The organism is Algibacter sp. YIN40, from assembly GCF_057219435.1.
On record NZ_JBXVVC010000002.1, the window covers coordinates 220,791 to 247,174 of the forward strand.

Annotated in this window: 21 protein-coding genes; 12 read left to right on the forward strand and 9 right to left on the reverse strand. The window is 33.6% G+C overall.

Annotated elements, in window-relative coordinates; translation table 11 throughout:
- Positions 1 to 128: 128 nt before the first annotated feature.
- Positions 129 to 3,161, forward strand: coding sequence for a T9SS type A sorting domain-containing protein (locus AC2D6V_RS08765; RefSeq protein ID WP_484647719.1), 3,033 nt, complete (start codon positions 129 to 131; stop codon positions 3,159 to 3,161).
- Positions 3,162 to 3,664: 503 nt separating this feature from the next.
- Here the strand turns inward: AC2D6V_RS08765 and AC2D6V_RS08770 are convergent.
- Both AC2D6V_RS08770 and fbp read right to left on the reverse strand, forming a co-directional pair.
- Positions 3,665 to 4,711 (reverse strand): GntR family transcriptional regulator, encoded by a 1,047-nt coding sequence (locus tag AC2D6V_RS08770; protein WP_484647720.1) that lies wholly within the window; start codon positions 4,709 to 4,711, stop codon positions 3,665 to 3,667.
- A gap of 91 nt (positions 4,712 to 4,802) precedes the next feature.
- Entirely contained in the window at positions 4,803 to 5,816 is a 1,014-nt protein-coding gene (fbp, locus tag AC2D6V_RS08775; RefSeq protein ID WP_484647721.1) for a class 1 fructose-bisphosphatase, read from the reverse strand.
- A gap of 270 nt (positions 5,817 to 6,086) precedes the next feature.
- On the opposite strand from fbp, the gene AC2D6V_RS08780 reads away from it, so the two are divergent.
- The 7 genes from AC2D6V_RS08780 to AC2D6V_RS08810 all read left to right on the forward strand — a co-directional run bounded on the left by AC2D6V_RS08780 (position 6,087) and on the right by AC2D6V_RS08810 (position 16,638).
- On the forward strand, positions 6,087 to 8,192 hold the full coding sequence (locus AC2D6V_RS08780; RefSeq protein ID WP_484647722.1) for a bifunctional aldolase/short-chain dehydrogenase: 2,106 nt from the start codon (positions 6,087 to 6,089) through the stop codon (positions 8,190 to 8,192).
- A gap of 108 nt (positions 8,193 to 8,300) precedes the next feature.
- Complete coding sequence (locus AC2D6V_RS08785; protein WP_484647723.1) at positions 8,301 to 9,581, forward strand: sugar isomerase; 1,281 nt, start codon at positions 8,301 to 8,303, stop codon at positions 9,579 to 9,581.
- 10 nt (positions 9,582 to 9,591) lie between these two features.
- A complete protein-coding gene (locus AC2D6V_RS08790) occupies positions 9,592 to 10,968 on the forward strand; it encodes an FGGY-family carbohydrate kinase (RefSeq protein WP_484647725.1) in 1,377 nt (458 codons plus the stop codon).
- A 73-nt stretch (positions 10,969 to 11,041) separates the two neighbouring features.
- Positions 11,042 to 12,331 carry a class II aldolase/adducin family protein gene (locus AC2D6V_RS08795; RefSeq protein WP_484647726.1) on the forward strand — a complete coding sequence of 430 codons (1,290 nt, stop codon included), beginning with the start codon at positions 11,042 to 11,044 and terminating at the stop codon, positions 12,329 to 12,331.
- Between the two features lie 9 nt (positions 12,332 to 12,340).
- Positions 12,341 to 13,489, forward strand: a complete 1,149-nt coding sequence (locus tag AC2D6V_RS08800) for an alpha-hydroxy acid oxidase (protein WP_484647727.1) — start codon at positions 12,341 to 12,343, stop codon at positions 13,487 to 13,489.
- Positions 13,490 to 13,596: 107 nt separating this feature from the next.
- Entirely contained in the window at positions 13,597 to 15,036 is a 1,440-nt protein-coding gene (aldA, locus tag AC2D6V_RS08805; RefSeq protein WP_484647728.1) for an aldehyde dehydrogenase, read from the forward strand.
- Positions 15,037 to 15,228: 192 nt separating this feature from the next.
- Positions 15,229 to 16,638: a purine-cytosine permease family protein gene (locus AC2D6V_RS08810; RefSeq protein ID WP_484647729.1), complete on the forward strand. Its 1,410-nt coding sequence runs from the start codon at positions 15,229 to 15,231 to the stop codon at positions 16,636 to 16,638.
- 184 nt (positions 16,639 to 16,822) lie between these two features.
- On the opposite strand, the gene AC2D6V_RS08815 is transcribed toward AC2D6V_RS08810, so the two are convergent.
- From AC2D6V_RS08815 to AC2D6V_RS08835, 5 genes are all read right to left on the reverse strand, one after another.
- Entirely contained in the window at positions 16,823 to 17,665 is an 843-nt protein-coding gene (locus AC2D6V_RS08815; protein ID WP_484647730.1) for a GIN domain-containing protein, read from the reverse strand.
- Positions 17,666 to 17,762: 97 nt separating this feature from the next.
- Positions 17,763 to 18,491, reverse strand: a complete 729-nt coding sequence (locus AC2D6V_RS08820; protein WP_484647731.1) for a head GIN domain-containing protein — start codon at positions 18,489 to 18,491, stop codon at positions 17,763 to 17,765.
- A 106-nt stretch (positions 18,492 to 18,597) separates the two neighbouring features.
- Positions 18,598 to 20,427 (reverse strand): PspC domain-containing protein, encoded by a 1,830-nt coding sequence (locus AC2D6V_RS08825; protein WP_484647732.1) that lies wholly within the window; start codon positions 20,425 to 20,427, stop codon positions 18,598 to 18,600.
- Positions 20,424 to 20,765, reverse strand: a complete 342-nt coding sequence (locus tag AC2D6V_RS08830; protein WP_298236659.1) for a PadR family transcriptional regulator — start codon at positions 20,763 to 20,765, stop codon at positions 20,424 to 20,426. Before AC2D6V_RS08830 ends, AC2D6V_RS08825 begins: the two co-directional genes overlap by 4 nt.
- Before the next feature lie 159 nt (positions 20,766 to 20,924).
- Entirely contained in the window at positions 20,925 to 21,371 is a 447-nt protein-coding gene (locus AC2D6V_RS08835) for a DUF4870 domain-containing protein (RefSeq protein WP_484647733.1), read from the reverse strand.
- 155 nt (positions 21,372 to 21,526) lie between these two features.
- Between AC2D6V_RS08835 and AC2D6V_RS08840 the strand changes: the two genes are divergently transcribed.
- The 3 genes from AC2D6V_RS08840 to AC2D6V_RS08850 all read left to right on the forward strand — a co-directional run bounded on the left by AC2D6V_RS08840 (position 21,527) and on the right by AC2D6V_RS08850 (position 23,288).
- On the forward strand, positions 21,527 to 21,982 hold the full coding sequence (locus tag AC2D6V_RS08840) for a DUF4442 domain-containing protein (protein ID WP_484647734.1): 456 nt from the start codon (positions 21,527 to 21,529) through the stop codon (positions 21,980 to 21,982).
- A gap of 182 nt (positions 21,983 to 22,164) precedes the next feature.
- The gene (locus tag AC2D6V_RS08845) at positions 22,165 to 22,965 is read left to right on the forward strand and encodes a TIGR00266 family protein (RefSeq protein ID WP_484647735.1); all 801 of its coding nucleotides are present in this window, start codon (positions 22,165 to 22,167) and stop codon (positions 22,963 to 22,965) included.
- Between the two features lie 125 nt (positions 22,966 to 23,090).
- A complete protein-coding gene (locus AC2D6V_RS08850) occupies positions 23,091 to 23,288 on the forward strand; it encodes a hypothetical protein (RefSeq protein WP_298236655.1) in 198 nt (65 codons plus the stop codon).
- A 35-nt stretch (positions 23,289 to 23,323) separates the two neighbouring features.
- Here the strand turns inward: AC2D6V_RS08850 and AC2D6V_RS08855 are convergent, their stop codons facing one another.
- Positions 23,324 to 24,262, reverse strand: a complete 939-nt coding sequence (locus AC2D6V_RS08855; protein WP_484647737.1) for a LysR substrate-binding domain-containing protein — start codon at positions 24,260 to 24,262, stop codon at positions 23,324 to 23,326.
- Positions 24,263 to 24,429: 167 nt separating this feature from the next.
- On the opposite strand from AC2D6V_RS08855, the gene AC2D6V_RS08860 reads away from it, so the two are divergent.
- The gene (locus tag AC2D6V_RS08860; protein ID WP_484647739.1) at positions 24,430 to 24,828 is read left to right on the forward strand and encodes a VOC family protein; all 399 of its coding nucleotides are present in this window, start codon (positions 24,430 to 24,432) and stop codon (positions 24,826 to 24,828) included.
- A gap of 95 nt (positions 24,829 to 24,923) precedes the next feature.
- On the opposite strand, the gene AC2D6V_RS08865 is transcribed toward AC2D6V_RS08860, so the two are convergent.
- The gene (locus AC2D6V_RS08865) at positions 24,924 to 26,255 is read right to left on the reverse strand and encodes a DUF58 domain-containing protein (protein WP_484647741.1); all 1,332 of its coding nucleotides are present in this window, start codon (positions 26,253 to 26,255) and stop codon (positions 24,924 to 24,926) included.
- Positions 26,256 to 26,384 lie beyond the last annotated feature (129 nt).

The window sequence follows — 26,384 nt, forward strand, 5'->3', positions numbered from 1 at the left end:
GACGATAATTAGGGGGCAAATAAAAAGGATTTATTTTTAATACTTGAAAGTAAGAATCCCATGAAACATCCATAACTAAAAATTCGATACTCAATGGAATTGCTGTAAATAGATACACCGTGAGAAAAATGAAAAACCATAGATTTAAATTAACATTATATTTTGTGTTTGCTTGTACATTAGGGCTAAACGCACAATGGGATCAACGCCCACCTACAACTTTTAAACCAGGATATGAACAAGATTTTACCGGAGGTTCTGGTACTTGGGATGATTCTGCATTTTATGGACAATGGGAAGCAATACAAGAAAATATATTCGAGGCAAGCGACATAGCAAATGGCTACTTGAAATATGAGTGGGTAACCAAACGCATACTGAAATCAATAAGTCAATATGATACACCAAGCCGTATTGAAGCGGAGATGATGTTGGCTGGCGGTTCTAATAGAGGTGGTCTTGTGCTTCGTATTGGTGCAATTGGTGCCGGGAGTATTGAAGACCCGCAAGAACCAGCAACTGGCGATCCGGGTTTTAACAGAACAGGAATTGCTATTTATCCGAGTTCAGGTGGAAGTGAGATGATTGTGCAGTTTACAGGCGCTCCAAGAAGTATTAGCGACCCTATGCCTGTGACTAGAATAAACGTTCCGTTACCCACGGATGTACTCAACGTTTTAGGAACAAAATATAATTTAATAGCCGAAGATTATGGTAGTTCTATCTATGTATTCATCAATGACAAACCTTTCTTTCGAGTTGACCTTAGTAGTTTAGATACAGGTATATACACTTCGGGAAGTATCATTGCTCCAGATGAGTCGACTCTTGGAACTTTTACAGAGAGACATGTTCCAGAAAAAGGAAAAATAGCCATTGCACAACGCGACGCAAATTTACAGTTGTATTATGTTAAAATAGAAACCACTACTGGAGAGCAGTCCATAAGCTTTGACCCGATTCCTAAAAAATTAGTGTCTGATGCTCCTTTTGGAGTAATCGCAACTGCTTCTTCAGGTTTAGCGGTTGAATTATCGGTAGTTTCAGGGCCTGCAACTATTTCTGGAAATATAGTTACGCTCACAGGATTACCTGGGGTTGTGAGTATTACTGCCAATCAATATGGAAATGATGACTATGCTGCTGCACCAGAAGTAATCAATAGCTTTTATGTAGAAGATCCTGCTATAGGAAATCTTCCTGCATCAAATCAAGATTATGTAGACAATTGGGTGGTTACTGATGGGCTAGGCAGAGAATTACCAACCTATGACGATGTAGGCTCAAAACGAAGCGATAAACTAGTAGGTGTTTTTTACTATACCTGGCATGGTTTCCATGACGATAAAGTATATGATATTACAAAGATACTTCCTAATTATCCATCCGATCCATTAAGTGATAGTAACAATGCATGGGGACCTCAAAATCATTTTCATTTTTGGGGAGAACCAGAAGTTGGGTATTATCGTTCTGAAGATCCTTGGGTAATACGTCGAGATCTACAGATGCTTAGCAATGCAAAAGTCGACTTTCTCTATTTTGATGTGACCAATGGGTATACCTATCTCGAAACTGTAAAAGCGATATGTGACATTTCACTTCAAATGAGATTGGAAGGCATCGCTACGCCAAAGATCGTATTTACAACTCATTTCTCTAGTGGTAGAGTAATGAACGAATTGTATGACGACTTTTACGCAGGTCAGTTGTATGAAGATCTCTGGTTTCAATGGGAAGGAAAACCACTGATACTCGGTGATGAAAATGATGCTGAATTAAGACCAGAAGTTAAGTCATTTTTCACTACAAAAAACAGTTGGGCTTGGACTAATCCAAGACTACCTAATCAATGGCAATGGCTCGATACCTATCCTCAAGACTATGGTTGGAGTACCGATCCAGGAGTTGCTGATCAAATACCTGTTGCTGTTGCTTCTCATCCTAATAATACGAAGGGTACAAGTTATAGCGGTGGTTCTCAACCTACTGTTAATTCAGATTACTTGACAGATAATACTGGTGAAGGGCTTCATGCTAGCGAACAATGGGCACGAGCTTTAGATGTAGATCCGTCTATAATTATGGTTACACAATGGAACGAATGGTTAGCACAACGATTTATTTGGAATCAAGGAAATAGTACCTATGCCGGACGCCCTATAAAGAATGGTGACTCCTATTTTGTTGATGCTTTTACCGAAGAGTTCAACAGAGATATGGCACCTATGAAGGGTGGACATACCGATAATTTCTATTACCAATTAATCTCAAATATCAGAAAATTTAAAGGAATGGCGGCACCAGAAACTTTTTCTGGTGAACAAACAATTACTATAGACGGATCGTTTGACGAATGGACTGATGTAACGCCACTCTTTAAAGACCCAACAGGTGATGTAACGCATCGAGATTTTGCTGGTTATGACCCTACGGTAACCTATACAAATACTACAGGAAGAAATGATATTATTGCATCAAGAGTTACATACGACAATGATAACATTTATTTCTATGCTGAAACAGCAAATAGTATTACGGCCAATACGGATCAAAATTGGATGCTGCTTTTTATTGACATAGATAAAAATAACGATACCGGTTGGGAAGGTTATGATTGGATGCTCAATAAATCACCAGTCTCATCAAGTGAAACGAGTTTACAAAAATATGAAGGAGGAAGTTGGGATACTGCAACTACTATTAGTTACCATGTTAGTGGAAATGAAATAGAGATAGCGATCCCATTTGCACTCTTGGGGATTTCTCAAGGAACCATACCAGAATTCCATTTTAAATGGGCTGATAATCCACAAAATTTAAACGATGTGAGCGCCTTTTTTACAGATGGAGAAGCCGCACCAGACAGACGTTTTAACTACAACTTTGATGGAAGTGCAACTTTAGGGCTTGATGATAATGCATTGAGTTTAGAAGGTTTAAATGTGTATCCAAACCCTGTAAAAGATATCATAAACCTATCAGCAATCAACGAAATTAAAGACATAAGTATTTATAACTTATTAGGACAAAAGGTACTAAAATCTGCTGTAAACAGTCGAGACTTTTCGTTAGATATTTCTAGTTTAAAAACAGGTATTTATATAGTTAAAGTAGTTATAAATGAATCTGTAAGAAACTTTAAAATTGTAAAAGAATAGTTGTTATTTCTAATGAATCTATATTTTTCACAGCGTATTAATAGTAGGTATTAACACCGTGAAAGTTTAAAACTCAGGATTTATTTTAATCATGGGTTTTTTTATTTAAAAATTATTTCTAGACTAAATAGCTATCTTTTTATTCTGTACCATCTTATTTTAAATCGAACAACTAGCCATGGAAATTGAATTTGCCAACCGCTGGGTTTTGGTTTGTAAGAGAGAACGCTTCTAGATATCAGTTTACCATTAAAGAAGCCTATAAGATGCAAAATTTAGTAACAGTGAAGAGCATATAAAAAGTGATTATGATAGGCAGGATAGTACAGGATGGGAATACGATTATTTTAGTTTAATTTTATATAATAAAAGACGTTTCTAACCATGATAATTATAAAAATTATTTCTTTACTTATTATTATAAATATAATGTTATTAGTGTTTAGTGTAAACAAAAGAACAGATCCTTAAATTAGATTCTTTTAATTTCTATTTAAGAATAATTACATAGAAGCTCTATCAATAAACCTAAAAGGATTCTTTACACTCCCTTTTTCCTTATTCAAAATCATTTGAGCTGCAGTTTCTCCCATCGTTTTAAAATCTGTAGACAGTACTGAAATTCCAAGAAGGTCTTTTAAAGGCGTGTCATTATAAGAAAGCACTCCAATATCTTTTCCTATTTCAAATTCATTGTCTCGTATTTGGTTGATTAAATTTACCAGATCATCCTCGACAATGGTGATGAATAAATCACCATTTTTAAGAATCATATAATCGTATATTTCATCAATAACTTCGAAATCTAAGGACTTTGCAATACAAAATTTTCTAAATCCATGTACAATTCTTTTAGGATATGGGTACACAGATTTAGCAGGATATACCAGCATCAGTTTCTTGTATTTTACTATTTTTTTATAGCCTTTAATTAGGGACTCGTAGATGTCATTTTCAAAGTCTTGATAAACTTTAACTATTTGTCCTTCAATTTTATTATTAAGGTTGTCTAGCATAATCAACTTATCCTTCGGAATTTTATTGATGGCTTGTAGAACGTTATCCGGCGCACTAATATGTTTAAAAGCATCACTTTTAAAATGAGACATGATAACATAATAATCATATGCTCCTTTATTTTTTTCTAATAAATTCAAAAATACAGTCTCATCGCAATGGTAAATTTGGAGTTCTGTATGTGAATTCGCGCCAATACTGCGATTAAACGCATTGTAAATTTGCAATTTGTAAGAACTTAATTTATTAACAAGAAACAAAATATTGATTTTTGAATTTAAATTTGTTCTAGCAATATAAAATCCTTTCCCTCTTACAGAAGTAATAATTTTACGTTCTTTTAAAATTTTATACGCCTTCTCAACGGTATCTCTGGATAAATAAAACTCCTCACTTAACATGTTGATGGACGGCATTTTATCGTCCATTGAAAAATTCCCCAGAGAAATATTCTGTGTTACAGAATCTACGATTTGGATATATTTTGGTTTTCGTGAGTTTTCATCAATATCTAAGTATTTAAAAATGTCCATGTTGACCTTCTTTTAATTACACAAGTTAACTTAATTGATTAACCCTGCTAAAATACATAAGTTAAATATTTTTATTAATATAAATTTTTCCCTAATCTTCTTGATAGTTACTCAAGAATTCCTCAGCTTTTTCTACCATCTCGGAATTACCACAGAAAAATGAAACTCGTTCATGTAGTTCAGTAGGCTCAATGTCCATAATTCTTTTAAATCCATCAGTTGCTTTACCACCAGCTTGTTCTGTTAAAAACGCTATTGGGTTACATTCGTATAGCAAACGCAACTTCCCTTTTTGTGTCTTGGAGCTTGCTGGATACATATAAATACCTCCTTTAATCATATTTCTATGAAAATCTGAGACCATAGAGCCTATATATCTAAATGTATAAGGTCTATCTTTAGCTTCAGCTTGACAATACTTAATGTAATCTTTTACACCTTGAGGGAAATGGGCATAGTTACCTTCATTTATAGAAAGAATATTACCACTTTCTGGAAACATCATGTCTGGGTAAGATAAATAAAAACTTCCAATGGCAGGATTAAGTGTGAAGCCGTTTACACCATGTCCTGTAGTATAAACAAGCATGGTGGATGTGCCATAAACAATATAACCAGCTGCTACCTGTTCATTTCCTTTTTGTAAAAAATCTTCTTTTTTTACAGGCATGCCTAAAGGCGTTATTCTCCTGTATATAGAAAAAATAGTTCCAACAGATACATTAACATCAATATTTGAAGAACCATCTAAAGGATCGATCAAAACAACATACTTATTGTCATTTGCATTGTGTTTTCCCTGTACGGTAATAAAATCTTCTTCCTCTTCGCTTGCAATACCACACACTATCTCACGATTTATCAATGCGGATTTGAATACTTCGTTTGCATAAACATCAAGCTTTTGCTGATCTTCTCCTTGGATATTGGTATCACCAGCAGTACCTAATATATCTACTAAGCCTGCTTTGTTAACTTCATGGTTCACTATTTTGGCTGCTAATCGTATGGAGTTTATTAATCGGGAAAGTTCTCCTGATGAATATTTAAAATGTTTTTGATTATCAATAATAAATTCACCCAATGTAAGATTGTTTTTCTCCATATATTTTTTGTAGAAATTAATTTAGTTCAAACCTGAACACTAATAGACTTCAAAACTAATCTTAATTTATACGGAAAGTATCCTGTAGTGTACTGTATTAAAATTTACCAATTGCATCCATTAGTACTGCGTTGTAATGGTTTATAAAAATTATTCAACGTAAAGTTATTTATTATTAATAAAAAATCATGTAAGCATGACACTACAGGATAGAAAGACTAAAAGGTAGTATTACTTTTGTTATATAATTTAGAATTTAACTTAATTTTTATGAAAAATACAGTAGCCAAATTCAACCATGTAGATTATTTGTGGGATGCTAAACAAGCAGATTCATACGGAGATGATCAAGTAGGATTATTTTTATACAGATCTAATATACTAGGAGCCGACTTAAGAATCACGAATTACGGAGGAGGAAATACGAGTTGTAAAACTATTGAAAAAGACCCTTTAACAAATGAAGACGTTGAAGTGATGTGGGTAAAAGGTTCAGGTGGAGATATTGGTACTTTAAACAGAGCGGGTATTGCAGGGTTGTATACTGGCAGGTTGCGCGATTTAAAAAATGTATATGGAGGTTTAGAAGATGAAGATCGAATGGTTGGTTTATTTAATCATTGTATTTACGATTTAGATAGTAAAGCACCATCAATAGATACCCCTTTGCATGGCTTATTACCATTTGCACATATAGATCACTTACATCCTGATGCTTTGATTGCTGTAGCTGCCGCTGAAAATAGCGAGCAAGTAACCAAAGAAATTTGGGGAGATACTATGGGATGGGTACCTTGGCAACGTCCTGGTTTCGACTTAGGTTTGCAATTGGAAAAATGCTTAGCAGATAATCCAGGTATCCGCGGAATCGTTTTAGGTTCTCACGGTTTATTTACTTGGGGAGACACGTCGTATGAATGTTATATGAATAGTTTAGAGGTAATTGAAATGGCTTCTGACTATATCGAAGAAAAAATAAAAGAAAAAGGGATTGTTTTTGGGGGACAACGTATTACAAGTTTGCCACAAGCAGCACGTTTGGATAAAGCAGCACAATTAATGCCTTTATTAAGAGGATTGTGTTCTTCAGAAAATAGAATGATTGGCCATTTTACAGATGATCCTGTGGTTATGGAGTATATTAATAGTTATGATTTAGAAAGATTGGCTCCTATGGGAACCTCTTGCCCAGATCATTTCTTGAGAACAAAGATTCAGCCACTAGTTTTAACTTTAGAGAAGAACGAAGATTTAAGCGACGCTGATGCCATCTTAAAAAAATTAGAACCTGCCTTTGAAGGGTATAGAGCTGAATATGCAGATTACTATAATACCTGTAAAAAAGATAACAGTCCGGCCGTACGTGATGCTAATCCCGTAATCATTATTTATCCAGGAGTTGGTATGTTTAGTTTTGCAAAAAACAAACAAACCACACGAGTTGCTAGCGAATTTTATATTAATGCTATTAATGTGATGCGAGGGGCAGAAGCCATTACCTCATACACGTCTTTGCCAAGACAAGAAGCCTTTGATATTGAATACTGGTTGTTAGAAGAAGCCAAATTATCACGTATGCCTAAAGAGCAACCCTTATCAAGAAAAGTGGCATTAGTTACAGGAGCTGGTGGTGGTATAGGAAAAGCCATTGCAGATAAATTAGCTGCAGAAGGTGCCAATGTGGTGCTTACAGATATTGCTGAAGATAGATTGGTTGCTGCAAATGCTACTTATAAAAGAGATGTTTCTACCTATGCGGTTTGTGATGTAACCAATACAGATTCAATAGCTGAAGCCTATAAAAAAGCATGTTTAGAGTTTGGTGGTGTAGATATTGTGGTTCACAGTGCTGGATTAGCCATTTCAAAACCTTTGGAAGATACCACAGATAAAGATTGGAGTATCTTACAAAATATTTTGGTAAAAGGACAGTTTGACTTGGCCAAACAAGCCACTGCTATTATGCGCAAACAAGGCTTAGGAGGCGACTTTATTCCAATTGCAAGTAAAAATGGTTTGGTAGCTGGTCCTAATAACGTGGCTTATGGAACAGCAAAAGCAGCGCAACAACATATGTCGAGATTATTAGCAGCCGAATTAGGTAAAGATAAGATAAGAGTGAACGTTGTAAATCCAGACGGCGTTATTGTAGGTAGTAAAATTTGGGAAGGTGCTTGGGCTGAAGGAAGAGCAAAAGCTAACGGAATTACCGTGGAAGAATTGCCTGCTTTTTATGCAAAAAGAAATTTATTGCATGCTATAATAACACCAGATGATATTGCAAACGGGGTATTTTCAGTAGCTGCAATCTTAGATAAATCAACAGGAAATATAATTAATGTAGATGGCGGTATGGCCAATGCATTTGTAAGATAATTATTTTGAATTAGATTAATAGCGTTAGTTCAGTTCAGTTTAGTGTAGAGGCTTCATGAATTTTGAGTAGATTTATGGAGTCTTTTTAAAATGTTTAAGAATAAAATAATGAAAATAAAAAAAGAACAATTACTTGATTTTAATAATTCTGGTATTCATTCACATAAAGACAATTACGACTTTTTAGCGAATCAGCTTACCAACAAAGGCCATAATGTTGAAACTATTGTTTCAAAATTGGCGAAATTTCAAGTGGCCATTCCAAGTTGGGCCTTAGGAGCAGGAGGAACACGATTTGGACGTTTTTCATGTTATGGAGAACCTTCTACTTTGGAACAAAAAATTGAAGATGTTGGGGTTTTGCATGCGCTTACGCAAACTGCAGGGGCTGTTTCTTTACACATTCCATGGGATGTTCCAGAAGATTATAAGGCTATTAAAGAATTGGCATCATCATTAGATATTACATTTGATGCTGTAAATTCAAATACGTTTCAAGATCAAAAAAACGCAAAGGAGAGTTACAAATACGGTTCATTGAGCAATACAAGTCAGGCTGTTAGAGAACAAGCTATTGCCCACAACTTAGACGTCATCAATATTGGAAACCAATTAGGATCAAAAGCGTTGACCGTATGGTTGGCAGATGGTTCTTGTTTTCCTGGTCAAAATAATTTTCAAACCGCTTTTCAAAACACACAAGACAGTTTGAAAGACATCTATAAAGGTGTGCCTGATGACTGGAAAATGCTGATTGAGTACAAGCCTTACGAACCTAATTTTTACAGCACTGTAATTCAAGATTGGGGAGCTTCTTTGATGCTTGCTAATGAATGTGGTGAAAAAGCCTATACATTAGTAGATCTAGGACATCACCTGCCAAACAGTAATATTGAACAAATTGTATCTATTTTGCAATTGAAGGGTAAACTTGGAGGTTTTCATTTTAACGATAGCAAGTACGGCGATGATGATTTGACGGTTGGCAGTATCAAACCTTATGCCTTGTTTTTAATTTTTAATGAATTGGTATACGGCATGGAAAACAATCCTCAAAATCCAGATTTAGCTTGGATGATTGACGCCAGTCATAATGTAAAAGATCCTTTGGAAGATTTAATTCAATCTTTGGAAGCTATTCAAGAGGCGTATGCCAAAGCATTACTTATTGATCAAGCCGCATTAAAAGCCGCACAAGAAAATAATGATGTAGTAAAATGTCAAGAAATTTTGCAAGAAGCTTATAGAACAGATGTGAGACCTTTACTTGAAAAAGCGCGTTTAAATACGGGAGGTGTTTTAAGTCCAATACAGGCTTATAGAGCTTTAGATATTAGAGGCGGGCTTATTAAAGAAAGAGGTAAAAACACTGTAGCTACAGGACTTTAATGGTTGTGGTATGAAAAAAAAGGTCACCGCAGTTTTTGATATTGGTAAAACCAATAAGAAGTTTTTTCTATTTGATAAAAACTTTAAGGAAGTGCATAAAGAGTACATTTCTTTTGAAGAAATAGAAGATGAAAATGGGCACCCTACAGAAAACCTTCCAGCATTACAAGAATGGCTAAAAGCAGTTTTTAATAGTATTTTAAAATCAAATGAGTACGAGGTTAAAGCTATTAATTTCTCAACGTATGGGGCTAGTTTGGTGCATATTGATGAACATGGGAATCCTTTAACACCATTATACAATTATACCAAACCGTTACCAGAGGAAGTAGTAACTTCATTTTTTGAAGACTATGGTCCAAAAGAAGCTTTTCTTAAAGCTACCGGTTGCGTAGACTTGAGTATGTTAAACTCTGGATTGCAGTTGTATTGGTTAAAAAAAACGAAACCAGAGGTATATAATAAAATAAAATATTCGTTGCATTTACCGCAGTACCTCAGTTACATATTTACAGGCATTCCTTTAAGCGAATACACTAGTATAGGTTGCCATACCGCATTATGGGATTATGGAAAAAAGGATTACCACAGTTGGGTATATCATGAAGGTTTTGATAAAATATTACCACCAATTGTTTCTACCGAAACAAGTATTAACATGAATTACAATGGCAATCGCATAAAAATTGGTGTTGGTATTCATGATAGTTCTTCAGCATTGCTTCCTTATGTAAGAAGCATCAAGAAAAAATTTGTTTTAGTATCCACTGGCACATGGAGTATTGTTTTCAACCCGTTCACAGAAAACCCTATTTCAGATGATCTTTTTAGTAAAGACACCATTAATTATATGCGGATTAACGGGAAACCTGTTAAGGCCTCGCGTATATTTTTGGGTAATGAATACAAGCTTCAAGTAGCTAAGCTTGATAAACATTTTGGAGTTAATGATGATCACCATCGCACCGTTAAGTTTGATTATGATACGTATTTTGAAATCATGCAAGACTTTAAACATTGTTATAAATGGGAAAGTATTGTAGATGAAAATATGCCTTCGACAACCCAAATATCTTATCATAAGTATGAGCACGCCTATCATCAGTTAATGATTGAGTTGGTGTTTTTACAAATGAAATGCATCAAAGAAGCTTTAGGCGAGAATAGTATAGCACGAATATATGTAGACGGGGGATTCAGTAATAATGATATTTATATCAAGTTATTATCTCATCACTTTAGAGACAAAAAACTAAGTACCACAGATGCATCGCTTGGTTCTGCCTTAGGCGCAGCCATTTCAATTTCTGATAATAAACTGAACTCAAAATTTTTAAAAGAGAATTATGCTCTTAAAAAGCATGTGCCTTTTATTGTAAGTGGGTAAATTTATTATAAATAACAACAAACAATATTGAGGTATAATAGTCTCAAAAAATTTCATTTCCAAATCCATTAACATGTCTAAGAACATAAAATTAATACATCCCAGAGATCAGATTACTGTTATTATAGATAGAATTTATAAAAGAGGCATGACCACAACTTCAGGTGGTAATATTTCTATAATTGATGATAAAGGAGATATTTGGGTAACGCCGTCTGCAATAGATAAAGGATCTTTAAGAGCATCAGATATTATTTGCGTTAAAAAAGATGGTACCATCGTTGGAAAGCACAAGCCTTCTTCAGAGTTTCCATTTCATAAGGCGATTTATGAATCAAGACCAGATATAAAATCTGTAATACATGCACATCCACCGGCATTAGTCTCTTTTAGTATTGTACGTCAAATTCCTAATACCAACATCATCTCTCAAGCAAGACATATTTGTGGGCCAATAGGCTACGCTAAATATAGACTTCCGGGTAGTGAAGATTTAGGAGATGTTATTGGCGATGAATTTAAAAAAGGCTATATGGCCATTATCATGGAAAATCATGGTACTGTTTTAGGTGGTACTGATTTAACCGATGCTTATGAGCGTTTTGAAGCTTTAGAATTTTGTGCAAGCACCATTTTATATGGTTCTCAAATAGGTACTCCTAAGTATTTAAGTGATGCTCAAATTGATGAATTTGAAGCCCAAGCTACAGGAGTTTTACCAGAAATGGAAAGTACGGTATATACTTCTGACGAGGTTGAGAAACGTTTAGAAATAAGTAAGATTGTACAACGTTCGTGTCAGCAAGGTTTAATGATTAGTTCTTATGGAACAGTATCTATGCGTTGGAAAGATAATGACTTCCTTATTACGCCAACAGGTATTAACCGTTGGGACTTAGATATTGATGATATTGTTCAAATTAAGGATGGAAAAAGAGAAGCTGGAAAAATACCGAGTAGAGCCACTTGGATTCATCAAGAAATTTACAATCGTAACCCGGAAGTAAATTCTATTATCATGACACAATCACCATATTTAATGGCCTTTGGGGTTACAGGAGAATATTTAAATGTACGTACCATTCCTGAAAGTTGGATCTTTTTACAAGATATTAATACTGTAAAATACGGTGACCATTTTAGAAAAAATAACAACTCAGAAATCGTTGATAACTGTGCTACCGCTTTAATTATTGAAAATGACTCAGTGATTATAACTGGTGATAAGTTATTGCAAACTTTTGATTATTTGGAAGTTGCTGAGTTTAGTGCTAAATCAATTGTTCTAGGGAATTCTTTAGGAGAAATGGTGCCTATTAATGACGAACAAGTAGAAGATTTAAGAAAAAAGTTTTTATCATAAAAAAACACTATGGCTATAAAGATTGATACGCGTTACCCCTCTATTGATGACTTGAGAATCAAAGCTCAAATGAAGATACCTAAATTTGCTTTCGAATATTTGGATGGTGGGTGCAATGAGGATGTTAACCTCATTCGAAATACTTCAGAATTAAGAGACGTTCAACTTAAGCCAAACTATTTAAGAACGCATCATGGATCATCCTTAAAAACAAAATTGTTTGGTATAGAGTATGATGCTCCTTTTGGAATAGCACCTGTAGGTCTGCAAGGTTTAATGTGGCCTAATGCACCAGAAATTTTAGCTAAAGCAGCTTTTGAGCATAATATTCCTTTTATTCTTAGTACGGTTACTACTACCAGTATAGAACGTGCGAGTGAACTTACTGAAGGTAAGGCTTGGTTTCAATTATACCATCCCACAGAGAATGCTTTAAGAGATGATATTATTAACCGTGCACAAGCTGCAGAATGTCCAGTTTTAGTTATTCTTTGCGATGTACCGACGTTTGGTTTTAGACCAAGGGATATAAGAAACGGATTGGCCATGCCACCAAAAATGAATCTGAGTAATATTTTACAAGCTATTGGACGACCAGATTGGAGTTTACAAACCCTAAAACACGGTATTCCAAATTTTGAGGTTTTAAAACCTTATATGCCTAAAGGTTTAGATTTAACCCAATTGGGTAAGTTTATGGATGACACGTTTAGTGGTCGATTAAACGAAGAAAAAATAAAACCAATTCGCGATATGTGGAAAGGAAAGCTAGTGCTTAAAGGCGTGGCTTCGGAGTATGATGCTGAAGAAGCCATACGTTTAGGTATTGACGGTATTATAGTGTCTAACCATGGCGGACGTCAATTGGATGCTGGACAATCAACCATCAAACCATTAACAACAATTGCTGAGAAATATGGCGATCAAATAGAAGTGATGATGGACAGTGGTATCCGCTCAGGTCCTGATGTAGCAAGAGCTATGGCTAGTGGTGCTAAGTTTACTTTTATGGGGCGCTCTTTTATGTACGGCGTATCTGCGCTAGGTAAAAAAGGAGGAAATCATACTATATCACTATTAAAAACAGAACTTCAACAGGTCATGGAACAACTGTGCTGCGAGCAGACAACGGATTTCCCTAATCATTTGATTAAATAACCTGTATTTTATTTGATTAGCGTACGTAAATGATGAAACCAAATATTTAAATGGGCTTTTAACCATTAGATGACACATTAAAAAAATATTAATTCAACTAAAACAACATGAAACATTACAAGCAATTTATAAACGGGCAATTTGTAGACTCGAAGGCTACAGGAGTAATTGAAATATTAAATCCTTGTACCGAAGAAGTGATAAGTACCATTTCTACAGGCACCATTGAAGATGCAAATCATGCACTTGAAGCAGCTCAGGCAGCTCAGCCAGCATGGGAAGCATTACCAGCAATACAAAGAGCGAGTTTTTTACATAAAATGGCTGATGTTATTAGAGAAAATAGAGTGTTTTTAGCTGAGACATTGTCAAAAGAGCAAGCCAAAGTTATTGGTTTAGCTCAAGTTGAAATTGATGTAACAGCAGATTATTTTGACTATAATGCCGGTTGGGCAAGACGTATTGAAGGAGAAATTATTCAAAGTGATCGTGAAAAAGAACACATTTACCTTCATAAAGTGCCAATTGGAGTCGCTGTAGGTATTTGTCCTTGGAATTTCCCGTTTTTCGTAATGGCTAGAAAAGTGGCGGCCTCTTTAATCACTGGAAACACATGTGTTATAAAACCTAGTTCTGAAGCACCAAATACAGTCATGGAGTTTGCAGATTTTATTCAAAAAATTGATTTACCTGCTGGTGTTTTGAATTTTGTTTGTGGAGCAGGAAGAACGGTTGGTAACGCACTTTCAAAAAGCCCCATTACAGGAATTATTAGCTTAACAGGAAGTGTTGGTGCAGGTCAGCAAATTATAACAGCAGCTGCTGAAAATATTACTAAAGTATCCTTAGAATTAGGAGGAAAAGCGCCAGCAATTGTTTGTGCAGATGCGAATATGGAATTAGCGGTTAACTCAATAGTAGCATCAAAAGTTATTTTTAGCGGACAAGTTTGTAACTGTGCAGAACGCGTTTATGTAGATGATAGTATTTACGACGAGTTTGTTGATAAAATAACTAAAAAAATGAGTCAAGTTACTGTTGAAGATGCTTTAACAGGTGTAAATGCAGACATGAGTAGTTTAGTATCTAAATCTCAGATCGATAAAATTTCTGAGATGGTTGAATTTGCTAAAAAGGAAGGTGCTGAAGTTTTAGTAGGCGGTAAGCGTCATGAAAAATTTGATAGAGGTTATTTCTACGAACCAACACTTTTAACGAATGTTTCACAACAGTCCGAAATTATTCAAGAAGAAGTTTTTGGACCCGTATTACCAGTTATGAAATTTGATACCTTAGATGAAGCTATTGCATTATCTAATGATTGTCAATTTGGATTAACGTCATCCATATTTTCAAAAAGTTATAATAATATTATGCGTGCGACAAATGGTTTGCATTTTGGTGAAACTTATGTAAACAGAGAGCACTTTGAAGCTATTCAAGGTTTTCACGCTGGTTGGAAAAAATCTGGAGTAGGTGGTGCTGATGGAAAACATGGTATGGAGGAGTATTTACATACACGTGTAGTGTATGCAAAGTATTATTAATATCCAATTACATATATTATTGCTCAACTAAGTATTTTGGTTGTGCTTTTTTGTTTCCTAGTCAATATATACGGCACAGTACTGGATAGAGTTTTAATTAGTACGGTATACTTTCGTAAAAACGATTTAATTAATTTCATAAGTAGATATATAATATTCAACAATTAGTAAAAAACTAACTAAACCAAAATTATGACACAATATCATAGAGAAGAAGACATTTTAGAAGAAATGTCTGGAGGAGAATTTGAAAGAATCCCAGTACCACAGTCAAAATTAAAAGGTTGGAAAAGTTTTATAGGTATGTACGCAGGAGAGCATGCAGCTGGAACAGAATTTATGATTGGCCCATTATTTTTAACTGCTGGTGTTAGTGCTTTTGATTTGATTATAGGATTGCTGATAGGAAATTTGCTTGCTGTTTTAAGCTGGCGGTTTTTAACGGCAGAAATCGGAGTTAAAAACAGATTGACGTTATATTTTCAATTAGAAAAAATATGTGGAAAAAAATTAGTTACTGGTTATAATTTAGCCAACGGTATTCTGTTCTGTTTTTTGGCAGGCTCTATGATTACTGTTTCAGCTACTGCGGTTGGTATTCCATTTGATATGCCCATGCCTAAATTAACTGATACCATGCCCAATGGACTTACTTGGGTTATTATAGTTATACTCATTGGTGCTGTTATATCAATAATTGCGGCACGTGGATATGATACCGTAACAAAAGCAGCTAACTGGATGTCTCCATTTATTGTTGTTGCGTTTATAGTCTGTGGTATTGTAGCACTTAATCAATTGGGTGTAAGTAGTTTTTCTGATTTCTGGAATATTTGGGGAGAAGGCGCGGATCCATTTCCAGGACAAATAAAATTCACATTTTGGCATGTCGTTATCTGGTCATGGTTTGCTAATGGGGCTATGCATATTGGAATGTCTGATTTATCGGTATTTAGATTTGCTAAAAAAGCAAAAGCAGGATGGGCAACAGCGGCAGGAATGTATGTAGGGCATTATATGGCTTGGATAGCTGCAGCTTTATTATATGCAGTTTATTTAAAATCTCCAGAAGCACAAGCTTTTTTAAGTGTAGGCGATGCGCCTCCAGTAGCTCCAGGACCTCTAGCAAATAATGCCATAGGTATTTTTGGAATTATTGCCGTAGTATTAGCAGGTTGGACAACAGCTAACCCAACAATTTATAGAGCTGGATTAGCATTTCAGGCTATTTTGCCAAAACTATCAACAGCTAAAGTGACAATACTTGCAGGAACAGTAGCTACAATAGCGGGTTTATTTCCTGCTTTCGCAATGAAGCTTTTAGGTTTTGTAGCACTATATGGTTTCATTTTAGCACCGTTTGGAGCGATCATCGTGTTTGAGCATTTCTTTGCTAAAAAGATTGGTATTACTAAAAATTACGCAGAAGTAACTGGCATTACTTTTAATAAGTCCGTGTTCTATGCATGGTTGATTAGTTTCGGAATATTTTATTTTATATCTGTTCAATTTGATGTTTTTTTGTCTTTTGTAACACTGCCAGCATGGTTATTATGTGGGATTTTGTTTTTAGTATTTAGTAAATATTATCAAAAGACATAATTTCATTAGTATTAATAAAATTTGTATCTTTATGATAGCAAAAACAAACAATTTTGTTTTTAAATAGTTCTTTTTGACTTTAGTGTACATTTCGGTGAATCATACTGAATTAATAGCGTTAAAATATTGATATTGAATGCTTTATATTGTACTAGTTAGTTCTGTCATCCCGACTAATCTAAGTTTACTTAATTTTCTTTTGAAGCTTAGAGGTATCTGTAAGTTTATTGATAATAATTTTAGGGTTTTCGTATAAGTAAATTGAGCTAGAACCAGCAGCTTCAATAGTTATACTGTCTAACACTTCCAGATAAGCATCGCTACTTATTTCACAAATAATATTACAAGTATTAATAGTGAAGTTTTTACCATTAAATCGTGCGTTATTATCTAAATCGATGTCTGCAGTTTTACTTACACCTTCTACATTCGCATCGGCACGTTGAAATAAAGTAGCCTTTGTATTTGGAGCATTAATTAGAGCTTCTAATTTTGAACTTCCAAACATGTTAATAGAACAACTTTTGGATGTGAGATTTAATTTAACCTTAGACTTTTCGCTTGCCTCAAAGTCAAAACTATTTGTGCTAATCGTTAAGGCAGCATTTGAAGATCCGGTAGTTTTTAAAGTACCATTTTTTATGTTGACTGTTGTGAGTGAATTTATTTCTGCATTATCAGTAGTTTCAATATGTCTAAAAATATTGTTGTAAGCTACTCGTATATTTAATCGTTTTTTAGATACAATTCTCATGTTCTTATTGAAAGTAAGTATACTGTCACTAACTTTAAATTCAATAACATCGTGTAGGTTTTCATCTGTTTCAATTTCAACAGATGGGTTTTTATTGTAAATAATTTCAACTTTAAAATCTTCATCTAGTACAATGGTATGGAATGCACCTATATCAGTCTGTTTGGTTATAACGCTTCTATTACCTTTTATTTTTTCTCCATTTTGAGCTATTACTGTAGAAGAAAATAATAAAGGCATAAGAAATGTGAAGAGTACTTTTTTATTTGTCATAATAATGAATTGATTATAACAAATATAAAACAAAAACCACTCCAAACTTTAGATAAAGTTTGAAATGGCTTAAAACTAGTTGGTTATTGGTTGTTGGTTATTTTTTCTTGATACTACCAGAAACACCATCAGATTTATCTACTTTTTCTGGATTTCCATAATATTTAATATCACCACCGCTGGTAGCTTTTGCTGTAAGTTCTTTAGAGGTATTTACTGTAATGTCTGCACCACTTGTGGCTTTTACCTGGCTAGATTCAGCCATTAAATCACCTGCCTTTATATCACTTCCACTGGTTGCTTCGGCAATAAGCTTTTCTGTTTGCCCTGAAAGTCGCATATCACTACCACTCGTTGATTTACAATCTAAAGTATTTGTATTAATCTCTAAATTCATATCACTACCACTCGTTGATTTTAATTCTAAACGCTCCACGGAAATGGTGTTTGTTGAATGAACATCACTACCACTTGTGGAAACAATTTTAGAAATATCTTTGAAGCTTATATGTATTTTCTTAGCTGACGCCTTTCCTATATTTTCTTTAGTGTGAATTTTTAAAATTCCATCCTCAATTTCTGTTAAAATAAGTGAATGAAGATTTTCGTCTGCTTCAACTGCGATACTCTCTTCATCGCTTTGGGTTAAATATACATCTAGACCTTCGGATGCATGGATAGTTGTAAAAGATTTGTCTACTAATCTTTCTTCGGTTTCAACGTTTCCATTACCTCGAACCCCAGTGTTGAAGTTCATATCGAAGTTGCAGGAAAATAATGTTAAACTAAGTAATGTGGTTACTATAATTTTGGCTAGAGTTGTCATAACTGTTCGTTTTTTGATGATTATTAATTTATTGTTCAAATATCTATACTATTACGTTTAGCTTAAAGCATAAATTTCTGAGCTGTTGATTTTTTATGATGAATTGTTAGTTGTCTTCAGATTTTATGGAAACGCCTTCCTCGCTAATTTTCATATTAACATTTTCGGTTTCTCCTTTTATTCCGTTTGCGTTAATCTTTAAACTCGCACTATCTAATTTAACTTCAACCCCTTCATTGTTTATTTTTAGACCAGAGCCCTCATTTTTAATATCGACATCTACTTCAAACGTATCTTCTTCTGGGCAATCTAAACATTCAATATCTTCATCAAGAATTTTTAAATACTGATTTACATCATTTGAAGTTACAATGGTATTATTATATCTTCGGTAGTGTAGATATGACTTTGTATTGTTGCTAAAATTAACAATAGCACCTTCTGGTAGATATAAAAAAGCAACAACTTCTTGATCGCTAAATTTGTTTTTAGTGTCTGTGTTTAAATAAGAATCAAGCTGTATTTCATTATCATTAATCGTATAATTATAATTAATATTTTTAGCTCGCTCTATAGCTGTTTCATAACTTCTTCCATCTGCATTTTTATCAATTATTAGTTTCCCAATTGAGTCGGAAGTTGATCTAACAACAATTCTTATATCTGAAGAATAAATAGTCTTTTCGCCATCTTCATTATGTGCAATTCTAAAAGAATCATTATTCCTATACCCAGATGTCTCAAATAAATCGTTTGTTATCATTTTTACGCTAAGGGTATCATTTGCTTTTATATTGAGTTCGTTTTTTTCAATTACAGACTCATCAAAAGCGTGTTCACTTGCTTGACGCACACCAACAACCACTAAACCTATAATTGAAATAAGCCAAACCCCAAGTAAGGTGAATTTCGCAATATTACCAATAGATTTTAAGTTGTTAATTAGAATCTTTAATCCTAAATAGAATAAGAAAAAGAACGGAACACCCACTGCAAAAAACGTTAATAAAGAAACTAGCCACACGGGTGTATCTCCAGCATTCACAATATCTACCATGTCAAGACCTGGGATATGAATTATGTCTGCAACACCTAAAGAAAATAAAGCTATAATTAAGGCTATTAGAGTAGAAGCTCCAATAATCATTAAGAGAACACCTATAAATTTGGCGAATACCTTAAAGAAAAACATAATAACATCTCCTAGTGTATCAAAAAAAGTTTTTGATGACGATTTTATTGAATTTGCTGGTTTTTTTAAATCGACATTTTTGGCCGCATTTGATACAGTATCACTAACATTTTTTGCTGCGGCTCCAACAGAGTCGCCTACATTTTTGGCAACATCTGTTACGCTTTCAAATCCATCTTTAATTTTTTTTTCGATGTTACTAATGTTCACAGGTTCGCCTGTCATCATTATTTTTTCAGCAGTAGTTTTTGCTTCAGGTACTAATACCCAAAGCAAAATGTATAATAGGATACCTGTTCCAGCTCCAAAAATTAATACAATCCAAGCAAGACGCACCCAAATAGTATCGATGCCAAAATAATGTGCTAATCCAGAGGATACACCACCAATATAAGAGTTGTCTGTGTCTCTAAATAATTTTCTTGAAGGTGCCGATTTGGCTCTATATGAAGTTTTAGGTTCATCTTCAAAAATCTCATCGTCAACCAAATAATCTTCTGGTTGTCCCATAATTGAAATGACTTCGTCTACTTCTTTTATTCTAATAACTTGTTTGTCGTTTTGTACACGGTCACTAAAGAGTTCGGCAATACGAGCCTCTATATCAGCTATAATTTCAGATCGACCTTGAGAGTCGGTAAATGAACGTTTTATAGCCTCAAGATAGCGTTGTAATTTTAAGTACGCATCTTCATCTATGTGAAAAAATATACCTGCTAAATTTATGTTGACTGTTTTATTCATTTTTTTGTTGTTTTTTGACTTGTTACTATTGTTACTGCATTGTGTAATTCACTCCAAGTTGTATTCAATTCTTTTAAAAATAGTTTACCTGTTTCGGTTAAACCATAATACTTTCTTGGTGGTCCAGATGTGGATTCTTCCCATCTGTAATTTAAAAGTCCCGCGTTTTTAAGTCGCGTGAGCAAAGGATAAATAGTTCCTTCAACTACTAGCAACTTAGCGTCTTTAAGTGTGTCCAAAATTTCTGCTACATACGCGTCATTGTCTTTTAACACCGATAGTATGCAGAATTCAAGAACTCCTTTACGCATTTGTGCTTTTGTGTTTTCTATTTTCATTTGTTGTATTTTATTGTTTTAGAAGTAAAATGTAACTCGCATTAAACTTTGATTAATTATTTAAAGGTTTTAGTGGCTCATTTCATATTCTAAAGCGTTTTAATATTGTGAAACTGTTCATTTTTTGATTGATGTGATTGATGATTATTTTGATGAAATTTATTTTAAAAAATTGATTGTTAAAGGATACTTGTAAAGCTGACCATCTCTTGCTTTTAGACTTGCAACTACTATTAAAGCTAATTCTATAATAAAACCGATTATAGCTAATACACCTAATCCACCACCAATGTAAAGTAGAGGAGAGGGTTTGCCTATATTAATATGGAAATCATGAAAGCTATTAAAATCAATAAAATCGATTCCATTAAATACTTTAAAAATAAAAAATGGAATAGTAAGTGTACCTATAATAACAGCATATAGAAAAATACTCATTTGGAAATTGATAGCCTGTTTCCCATGGCTGTCTATAAATTCGGATTTTTCTTTATTAGCGACCCACAATATAATAGGGCCAATAAAGTTTCCAAAAGGAATAATAAACCTACTAAATGTAGAAAGGTGAATAAAAGTAGCGATGTTTTTTTGATGATTATCTAGCATGATTTTTTATGATTGATTAAAACATATAATAGTTTCTTATGCAAATATATGTCTAAAAAAAGGTACTTTGTTACGCATAGTACTAAAATTTAACATAAATTTAACATTATTTAGATTGAATTTTTTTCAATACATTCGAATAAAATATATGAATTATGGTGATGACTCCCAGTAAAATAAATACTTTCAATATATTTAAATTGCCTTCAGCTTACCTTTGTGGAGTTAGGGCAAAATATTTAGATTCTGAGAAATGTACAGTAACAGTTAAACATAGATGGATTAATCAAAATCCTTTTAAATCAATGTATTGGGTAGTACAAGGTATGGCAGCAGAATTATCTACAGGTGCAATTGTCATGGCTAAGATTCAGGAATGTAACGAAAGAATTTCTATGCTTGTAGCCTCTAACAACAGCACCTTTACAAAAAAGGCAACAGGTAGAATCACTTTTACATGTGAAGACGGACATTTAATAGATGAGGCATTGAAAAAAACCATTGAAACTGGCGAAGGGGTAACAATTTGGATGAAATCAGTTGGCGTGAACGAGAATGGCATTGTAGTTTCAACATTTAATTTTGAATGGAGTATAAAAGTAAAAAGCTAGCTTTTTACTTTTAAGTCGCCAGAATTCAGTCGCAGTATTAAGTTGTTTAGTTCCATAAAAACCTCACGTATCTCTAAGAAAATTCTATGAAATACTTTTTAGCGCTAATTGGAATTTGTAAAACTTTGTAACAAAATACAAAACAAATCAACATATAAGCAAATTAACAAAAAACATAAAAAATGACAGCACACGAAATTGACTATAGAATTTACGGAGAAGAAATGCAATACGTAGAAATTGAACTCGATCCGCAAGAAGGTGTGGTAGCCGAAGCAGGAAGTTTTATGATGATGGATGATGGTATAAAAATGGAAACCATATTTGGTGATGGATCTCAAAAAGATAGTGGTTTTCTGGGAAAAATACTTGGGGCAGGAAAACGTATATTAACTGGCGAGAGCTTATTTATGACAGCTTTTTATAATAATTTAGTAGGTAAGCGAAATGTGTCGTTTGCATCGCCGTACCCCGGTAAAATTATACCAATAGATTTAACCGAGTTTGGCGGTAAATTTATTTGTCAGAAAGATGCATTTCTATGTGCTGCTAAAGGGGTAAGCGTTGGTATTGAGTTTTCTAAAAAATTAGGTCGAGGTCTTTTTGGTGGTGAAGGTTTTATTATGCAAAAATTAGAAGGTGATGGAATGGCTTTTGTGCATGCTGGGGGTACTATGGCTAAAAAAGAACTATTGGCAGGAGAAACATTAAGAGTTGATACTGGGTGTATTGTGGGTTTTGATCAGACCGTGAACTACGACATTGAATTTGTTGGAGGGATAAAGAATACTGTATTTGGTGGTGAAGGCTTGTTTTTTGCTAAACTTCAAGGACCAGGAACCGTTTTTGTACAGTCATTGCCATTTAGTCGATTGGCAGGTAGAGTTTTAGCTTCTGCACCAAGAGTTGGAGGCAAGGACAAAGGAGAAGGTAGTATTCTGGGAGGTTTAGGAGATTTGTTGGATGGTGATAATAGATTTTAAACTGTTAAAGTTTAACAAAGTTTTAATTGGCAAGCAATTTTTTCTTAAATTTAGGAGTTAAATCTTTAAATTCGCTGCCTATAGTATATCATTACTTTTTCAAACCAAATTCCTAAATATTAATTATGGCAAGAGCAATGCTAGAGTATACCAAAACAGTGCTTAATAAAGTTAGTTTTGACGTATCGTTGTTTTGCAAAGAAGTACAGAAGGCTTTAACCCGATTATTACCTTATGAAATTGAAGAACTAAAATTGTTTATTCAATCTCTTGTACAGCAAAACCCGGAATTAAATCAATGTTTAATTTATTTAAAACCATAGAAAGAGCGACCCACGGGTCGCTCTTTTTTTATCCCTTATTTGGGTAGAGGGCTTATAATTTTTACATTTTGAAAAGCGATGGCACCTCGAATTATTCCAGATATAACATCTTGGAGCGCCTCAATTATTTGCATTTTTAATTCACTTTTGTGGTAGATAATACTTACCTCTCTTGCAGGTGTAGGTTCATTAAAGAAATGTAAATTTTCTTTCTCTTTATCGTTAATATCTAAAGTGTGTAAATAGGGTAGAAGCGTCATGCCCAAACCTTCGTTTGATAATTTTACTAGTGTTTCTATGCTACCACTTTCTAATTGAAATTTATCATCAGGATTATTTTTAAAAACTTTGCATAAATTAATAACACCGTCTCTAAAACAATGACCATCTTCAAGAAGTAGCATGTCATTAATGTCTAAATCGGCAACATCAATTTTATTATTGGTATGTAATCGGTGGCCGTTAGGAATATAGCTAACAAATGGTTCGAAGTAAAGCACACGCTCTTTAATAACGTCTTCTTCTAGTGGTGTAGCAGCAATTGCCGCATCTAAATGACCATCTTTAATTCTAGCAATAATTTCTTCGGTTGATAGTTCTTCTATTTTTAATTTTACTTTAGGATGCTTCTTTATAAATGCTTTTAGAAACATTGGAAGTAGCGTTGGCATAACCGTAGGGATAATACCTAATTTAAATTCGCCACCAATAAACCCTTTTTGCTGATCTACAATATCTTGTATTCTGTAAGATTCGTTAACAATATTTCTTGCTTGGTTCACAATTTTTCGTCCTACGTCAGTTAACTCAATTGGTTTTTTACTTCTATCGAATATCTGAACATCTAACTGATCTTCAAGTTTTTGAATTTGCATACTCAATGTTGGTTGAGTCACAAAACACTTTTCCGCAGCTTTTGTGAAATTTTGATTTTCAGCTACAGCTAAGACATAATATAATTGGGTGATTGTCATAGTAATAAATTAAGGCTATAAAAATATAAAATCTATCAATAAAAACTATGATAAGTAATGTTAATTAAAAATTAAATTTATGATAAACAAAAACTATGATAAAAATAGCGTTCAAATATATAATAAGAGTAAATATTGGAATGCAAGCATAGTTAAATGATAATATTATGGAAGAGAATAAAGGAAAATTTCGATTCACTTACTTTGCCAATAATTATGAAGAAACACATAGTTTCTACAAGAACACGTTAGAATTTAGTATAGGACATTCTTGGGACAGAAATGAAAATGATAAAGGAACTCTATTCGAAATTGGCGAGGGACTAGTTGAAATATTACACCGTCCAAGCAATGAAGAAAATAAAAACCCTGGCTTAGATTATAGAATACCGCAAGGCGTTTATATGTGCACTCAAGTTTGGAACATTAATGAGCTATACGAAAAATATAAATTAAAGGGTATTCCATTTAAACAAGAAATAGTAAATCAAGCCTGGGGACATAGAAGCTTTTCTATCATTGAACCAAATGGGTTAGTTCTCTTTTTTTATGAAGAGCAATTTTAAAGTATTATCTCTTAATGAAAATGATAGAATAAAAGGTACAAATGGATTAAAGAAATTTAAGATGCACTAAAAAACTATAAAATTTAAATTGAATTTTATAACAATCCTCGAGCTTTAATCTCTAAATATTTATTGATGGTATCAATGGTTAGGTCTTCTGGAGCTGTTAATATGGAATAGATGCCATATTTTTTTAGTTCATTTACTATTAGGCGTTTTTCAAAAGCAAATTTTTCTGCTATAACCTTGTCATAGGCTTGTTGTATAGTCTCGGCTTTTTCTATAATTAAATTATTAAGCTCTGTATTCTTAAAGAATATTACCACTAGTAAATGATTCTTTGCAATACCTTTTAGATACGGCATTTGTCTATGTAAACCATCTAAAGTTTCAAAATTGGTATAAAGTAAAATTAGGCTGCGCTGCGTAATATTTCTTTTGATGTCTGCATAGAGACGGCCAAAATCACTTTCGAAAAAATCTGTATTAATATTATAAAGACTTTCAAGAATTAAATTCATTTGTGAGGTTCTGCGTTCAGCAACCACACGGTTCTCCACTTTTTTAGAAAATGAAAAAATTCCAGCTTTATCCTGTTTTTTTAAGACTACATTAGAAATAACAAGCGATGCATTGATGGCATAGTCTAGAAGAGATAAGCCATCAAAAGGCATTCTCATAACGCGTCCTTTATCAATAACAGAGTAAACTGGCTGTGATTTTTCATCTTGAAATTGATTAACCATTAACTGATTTTTCTTTGCCGTTGCTTTCCAATTAATAGTCCGTAAATCGTCTCCTAAAACATAGTCTTTTATCTGCTCAAACTCCATGGTATGACCTAATCGGCGTACTTTTTTTATACCGTATTGATGCAAGTTATTGCTTATAGCTAATAAATCATATTTACGTAATTGAACGAAACTAGGGTAGGTGGGAATCATTGCGGCATCGTCGAAACTAAAACGTCTGGAAATTAGTCCGAAAACAGAGGAGACATAAATATTTAGTTTTCCAAAATGATATTCGCCGCGCTCTGTTGGTCTTAATTTGTATTGTAATTCTGTGATGCTGGAAGCGGTTAGTTTTCTTTCTATTTGAAAATTCCTAACCTGAAATTGTTCTGGGATTTCATCAATAATTAAAGTATAAACTGAAAATGTATAGAAATTCTCAATTTTAAGAGCAACGGGGTTTTGGTCACCATTAGAAAATTTTTCAGGAAGCGATCTAGTTCCATTAATTCCCCTGTTTGTAAAAAAAAGAATAAAAGCATCTAAAAGAGTAACAGCAAGGAAAATTAATAAAAGTATTTTGGCAATATTAAACCATCTAGGGAAAACGAAACCAATAACAAACAAAAGCATCATACCAATGCAGATATAAAAAAAGCGATTTTGTATGTAGAATGGTTTAAGGCGTTTCACTAATTTAGTTAAAAGTTAAAAGTTAAAAGTTAAAAGTTAAAAGTTAAAAGTTAAAAGTTAAAAGTGAGATTCTTCAACTCCGAATATATTCGGAATGTTCTGAATGACATTGATTTCATTAGTCATTAG

Bases quoted from the DNA above. Each gene is read 5' to 3' on its own strand.
- AC2D6V_RS08830 (WP_298236659.1), bottom strand. From the start codon at position 20,765: ATGAAAATAGAAAACACAAAAGCACAAATGCGTAAAGGAGTTCTTGAA.
- AC2D6V_RS08765 (WP_484647719.1), top strand. From the start codon at position 129: ATGAAAAACCATAGATTTAAATTAACATTATATTTTGTGTTTGCTTGT.
- AC2D6V_RS08770 (WP_484647720.1), bottom strand. From the start codon at position 4,711: ATGGACATTTTTAAATACTTAGATATTGATGAAAACTCACGAAAACCA.
- fbp (WP_484647721.1), bottom strand. From the start codon at position 5,816: ATGGAGAAAAACAATCTTACATTGGGTGAATTTATTATTGATAATCAA.
- AC2D6V_RS08840 (WP_484647734.1), top strand. From the start codon at position 21,527: ATGGTGATGACTCCCAGTAAAATAAATACTTTCAATATATTTAAATTG.
- AC2D6V_RS08855 (WP_484647737.1), bottom strand. From the start codon at position 24,262: ATGACAATCACCCAATTATATTATGTCTTAGCTGTAGCTGAAAATCAA.
- AC2D6V_RS08860 (WP_484647739.1), top strand. From the start codon at position 24,430: ATGGAAGAGAATAAAGGAAAATTTCGATTCACTTACTTTGCCAATAAT.
- AC2D6V_RS08790 (WP_484647725.1), top strand. From the start codon at position 9,592: ATGAAAAAAAAGGTCACCGCAGTTTTTGATATTGGTAAAACCAATAAG.
- AC2D6V_RS08825 (WP_484647732.1), bottom strand. From the start codon at position 20,427: ATGAATAAAACAGTCAACATAAATTTAGCAGGTATATTTTTTCACATA.
- AC2D6V_RS08850 (WP_298236655.1), top strand. From the start codon at position 23,091: ATGGCAAGAGCAATGCTAGAGTATACCAAAACAGTGCTTAATAAAGTT.
- AC2D6V_RS08815 (WP_484647730.1), bottom strand. From the start codon at position 17,665: ATGACAAATAAAAAAGTACTCTTCACATTTCTTATGCCTTTATTATTT.
- AC2D6V_RS08810 (WP_484647729.1), top strand. From the start codon at position 15,229: ATGACACAATATCATAGAGAAGAAGACATTTTAGAAGAAATGTCTGGA.
- AC2D6V_RS08820 (WP_484647731.1), bottom strand. From the start codon at position 18,491: ATGACAACTCTAGCCAAAATTATAGTAACCACATTACTTAGTTTAACA.
- AC2D6V_RS08795 (WP_484647726.1), top strand. From the start codon at position 11,042: ATGTCTAAGAACATAAAATTAATACATCCCAGAGATCAGATTACTGTT.
- aldA (WP_484647728.1), top strand. From the start codon at position 13,597: ATGAAACATTACAAGCAATTTATAAACGGGCAATTTGTAGACTCGAAG.
- AC2D6V_RS08835 (WP_484647733.1), bottom strand. From the start codon at position 21,371: ATGCTAGATAATCATCAAAAAAACATCGCTACTTTTATTCACCTTTCT.
- AC2D6V_RS08780 (WP_484647722.1), top strand. From the start codon at position 6,087: ATGAAAAATACAGTAGCCAAATTCAACCATGTAGATTATTTGTGGGAT.
- AC2D6V_RS08800 (WP_484647727.1), top strand. From the start codon at position 12,341: ATGGCTATAAAGATTGATACGCGTTACCCCTCTATTGATGACTTGAGA.
- AC2D6V_RS08845 (WP_484647735.1), top strand. From the start codon at position 22,165: ATGACAGCACACGAAATTGACTATAGAATTTACGGAGAAGAAATGCAA.
- AC2D6V_RS08785 (WP_484647723.1), top strand. From the start codon at position 8,301: ATGAAAATAAAAAAAGAACAATTACTTGATTTTAATAATTCTGGTATT.